The organism is Hyalangium sp. (assembly GCF_035629615.1).
In the GTDB taxonomy this organism is placed as follows: domain Bacteria; phylum Myxococcota; class Myxococcia; order Myxococcales; family Myxococcaceae; genus Hyalangium.
Window position 1 is genome coordinate 1 of sequence record NZ_DASPHO010000632.1, and the last position, 4,108, is coordinate 4,108.

The 4,108-nt window shown below is 69.7% G+C and carries 2 protein-coding genes; both read left to right on the forward strand.

What is annotated here, in order from left to right:
• On the forward strand, positions 1-1,234 hold a 1,234-nt coding region (locus tag VD972_RS32285; protein ID WP_324992638.1), incomplete at its 5' end, for a protein kinase domain-containing protein.
• Positions 1,235-1,320: 86 nt separating this feature from the next.
• Positions 1,321-4,108 (forward strand): TOMM system kinase/cyclase fusion protein (locus tag VD972_RS32290; protein ID WP_324992639.1); only part of this gene is annotated, 2,788 nt, incomplete at its 3' end.

The following is a 4,108-nucleotide window of genomic DNA, read 5'->3' on the forward strand; positions in this document are numbered from 1 at the left end:
GCACGCGCAGGGAGTGGTGCACCGGGATCTCAAGCCCCACAACGTGATGGTGATCGCCACGGGCGCGCGGCTGAACGCGCTGGTGCTCGACTTCGGGCTCGGCGCGGTGGTGCAGGGGCCCGAGCTCCAGGAGCTCAGCAAGCTCACCGGCACGTACGAGGTGCTAGGCACCCCGGCCTACTCCGCGCCCGAGCAGCTCCGCGGCGAGCAGCCCACCCTCGCGTCGGATCTCTTCTCCTGGGCCCTGGTCTTCCTCGAGTGCCTCACCGGCATGCGGCCGGTCCGCGGCCGGACCCTGCAGGAGATCCTCTTCCAGCAGCTCGGCCCGGATCCCATCCCTCTCCCGCCCGCGCTGGTGGCGCATCCGCTCGGCCAGATCCTCGCGCGGCTGCTGAACAAGGATGTCCAGGCGCGCGGACAGCTGTCGTGCGCGAAGCTGCTGCGTGAGATTGAGGCGTGCAACCTGCGAGGCCTGAGGCTCAACCCGGAGGCGCGCGGCCCCGCCTCGAGTCCCGCCCTGCCGGCAGTCCCCGGAGTTCCTGGGATGGGCTCCGTGACCTACATACGGCAGGAGCATGCCCGACCGGTCCTCCCGGAGCAGGCGGGTGAGGCTCCCCCGCGCAAGCCAGAGGGCGACCGCCGCTGGGTGACCGCCCTGTGCTGCACGCTCACCATGTCCTCTGTCACGCAGAAGAAGATGGACATGGAGGAGAGCGACGAGTTCGTCCGGTTCGGTCAACAGCTCTGCATCGAGATAGGCCGCTCCTTCGGCGGCAGCCTTGGCGGGGTCCTGGGCGATCAGGTCCTGCTCTACTTCGGCCTCGCGACCGTGCAGCCAGAGGGCGCACAGCGGGCTGCGCTGGCCGCGCTGGAGATCCTCCAGGGTGTCCGCAAGCGCAACACGCAGCTCGAGCACCAGCAGCAGGTGCACCTGGCTATGCGCGCCAGCATCCATGCGGGCCATGTCGTGCCGCGAGGCCCCGGTCAGGTCGTGGGCACGACCCCGAGGGCCGCGGCCTTGCTCAGCGCTCGCGCGCTCCCCTGGGAGATCGTCGTGAGTGCGGACACGGCTCCCCTGCTCCAGTCCCGCTTCGTCCTGGAGCCTGTCCCCAGGCTGCAGCCCTCCGAGCCGGGATTGCCGGAAGTGCTCAAGCTCCAGGGAGAGCTGCGCCCCGGGGCAGAGGTCCGCTCCGCGGTGGCCGGTAGCGCTGGCGGACCTCCGCGTCTGCCCTGACCCTGCTGGGCCCGTACGCTGGACAGGCCTCGCCACCCTTGCTTTTCCGAGGAACGGCGAGCAGGTAGTCTCACGCGAGGTTACCCATGGACGACGCGAACGCGCAGGTGCTCGGTACTGAGCTACAGAAGCGGTACGAGATCCTCGAGAAGCTGGGAGCAGGCGGCTTCGGGACCATCTACAAGGCACGCCAGGTGGCCACCGGCCAGACGGTGGCCATCAAAGTCCTGCACCTCGCACCGGACGCCCCCCCCGTCGCGCAAGAGAAGCGCCTCGCGCGTTTCCAGCGCGAGATGCAGCTGTGCGCGCGGGTGCATCACCCCAACATCGTCCGGCTGATCGACTCGGGCCGGGCGGACAACGGCGTCGTCTACACCGTCTTCGAGTTCGCCCCCGGCAAGAACCTGGCCCAGGTGCTCGCGGAGGAAGGTGCGCTGGAGCCCAGTGAGGCACGGCACCTGATGATCCAGCTCCTGGACGCGCTGGCCTCCGCCCACACCCTGGGGGTGATCCACCGCGATTTCAAGCCGGCCAACATCATGGTGGTCCCCACCGGAGCGCGCCGGAACGCGCTCGTCGTGGACTTCGGTATCGGCGTCCTCACCGAGCTCTCCGCGCACGAGGCCATCGTCACCGTCAGCCATGAGTCGATCGGCACTCCTGCCTACGCCGCTCCCGAGCAGCTCCGCGGGCTCACGCCCGCTCCTCGTTCGGATCTCTATGCCTGGGGCCTCATCTTCCTGGAGTGCCTGACGGGCAGGCGAGTCATCGAGGGCGCCACCCCGGCCGACGTCATCTTCAAGCAGCTCTCTCCAGATCCCATCCCCATCCCCGCGGCGATCGCAGCCCACCCGCTGGGAGATCTGCTCCGCCGGGTGACGGCGAAGGACGCCGAGGCGCGCAACGTCACCGCCGAGGGCCTCCTGAAGGAGCTGGAGGCGCTCGACCTGAGCGGGCTGGAGAGCCTCTCGGGGGGCATGACGCGGGCGCGCGAGGGCAGAGAGGAGCTCGCCTCCGCCGAGACAGCGACGGTCCACCAGCCCGCTCCTTCCACCGAGCGGCTCATCGAAGGCGAGCGGCGGCAGATCACCGCGCTGTGCTGCGGGCTCTCCGTCTCGAGCCTCACCGGAGCAAGCGCGGACACGGAGGCGCTCGATCAGCTCCTCGGCGCGCAACAGGACGCCTGCACCGCCATCGTCCGCCGCTTCGATGGGCTGATGGCCGGCGCGATGGGCGACATCGTGCTGTTCTACTTTGGCTACCCGACAGCGCGTGAGGACGACGCGCAGCGGGCCGCGAGGGCGGCGCTGGAGATCGCGGCCGCGCTTGCCCAGCGAAACGCCGTGCTCGAGAAGGAGCGCCAGGTCCACATCAAGGCTCAGCTCGGACTGCACACCGGAATGGTGGTGGCGCGGGAGCTGCGCGCATGGACGAGCTCCGATCCGGGCTACGTCGTTGGCTCCACTCCGAAGACCGCCTCGCAGATCAGCGCCCTGGTGCAGGCCGGCACCATTGCCGTCAGCAGCGAGACCGAGCGCCTGCTCCGCAAGCACTTCATCCTCGAGCCCCTGGAGCCCCGCCTCGCGGACGGCACGGGCACCGAGCTGGCGCTCTTCCAGCTCTGTGAAGAGGGCAACCCTCCGGGCCTCGCCGAGCTCCCGCTCGTCGGCCGGGAGCGGGAGCTCGACGTACTGCTGGAGCGCTGGAGCCAGGTCTGTCGCGGCACGGGCCAGGGCGTCCTGCTCAGCGGAGAGCCCGGCATCGGCAAGTCGCGGCTGGCCCACGAGCTCCAGACGAAGCTCGATGGCCAACCGCACACCTGGCTGGAGTGTCGCGGCACGCAGACGAGCGCCAACAGCCCCTTCCATCCCATCATCGATCTCTTCGAGCGCATGCTCGATCCAACGCGCGAGGCGAGCACGGAGGCCAGGCTCGCCAGGCTCGAGGCGCAGCTCTCGCTCTACGGCTTCGACCTCGCGGAGGCGATGCCCCTCTTTGCACCCCTCCTCTCCCTGCCGCTGCCGGAGCGCTGGCCCCCGCTCGATGTCCCCGCCCAGAAGAAGAAGGAGCTGACCCGCAACGCGGTCCTCTCCCTCCTCTTCGAGATGGCCGAGCAGAGCACCCTGGTGTTGCTCATCGAGGATCTGCACTGGGTGGACCCCAGCACCCTGGAGCTGCTCGGCCAGCTCCTCGGAGAGGTGAGCTCCGCCCGGGTCTTCGCCCTCTTCAGCGCCCGGCCCGAGTTCACCCCGCCTTGGGGGACCACGGCGATCTCCCTCCTCCAGCTCAGCCGGCTGGGGCGGCCCGAGATCGAGCGGATGGCCTTGAAGATCACCCAGGACCGGCCGCTCCCGCCCGAGGTGCTGGAGCAGGTCGCGCTGCGCACCGACGGCGTGCCGCTCTTCATCGAGGAGCTCATCCAGACGTTGAGTGAGTCTGGGACCCTGGTGGAGCGAGACGGCGGGTACGTGCTCACCCGCCCGCTCGCGGACATCGCCATCCCTGCGACGCTGCGGGACTCCCTGGTGGCGCGGCTGGATCGCCTGGGCCGGGCCAAGGAGACGGCGCAGGTGGCCTCGGCCCTCGGCCGGGAGTTCACCACCGACCTGCTGCGGGCCGTCAGCCCGCTCTCCGAGAGCGCCTTGGAGGAGGATCTCAACAAGCTCGTCTCGGCGGAGCTCGTCTCTCGCAGGCGGCGCCTCAGGAGTGCTGCCTACCTCTTCAAGCACGCGCTGGTACGAGACGCGGCATATGACTCGATGCTCAAGCGCTCGCGCCAGCAAGTGCACGCGCGCATCACCCAGGCGCTGGAGCAGAAGTTCCCTGAAGTCGTGGCCGAGCGGCCAGACCTGCTCGCGCACCACCACGCGGCGG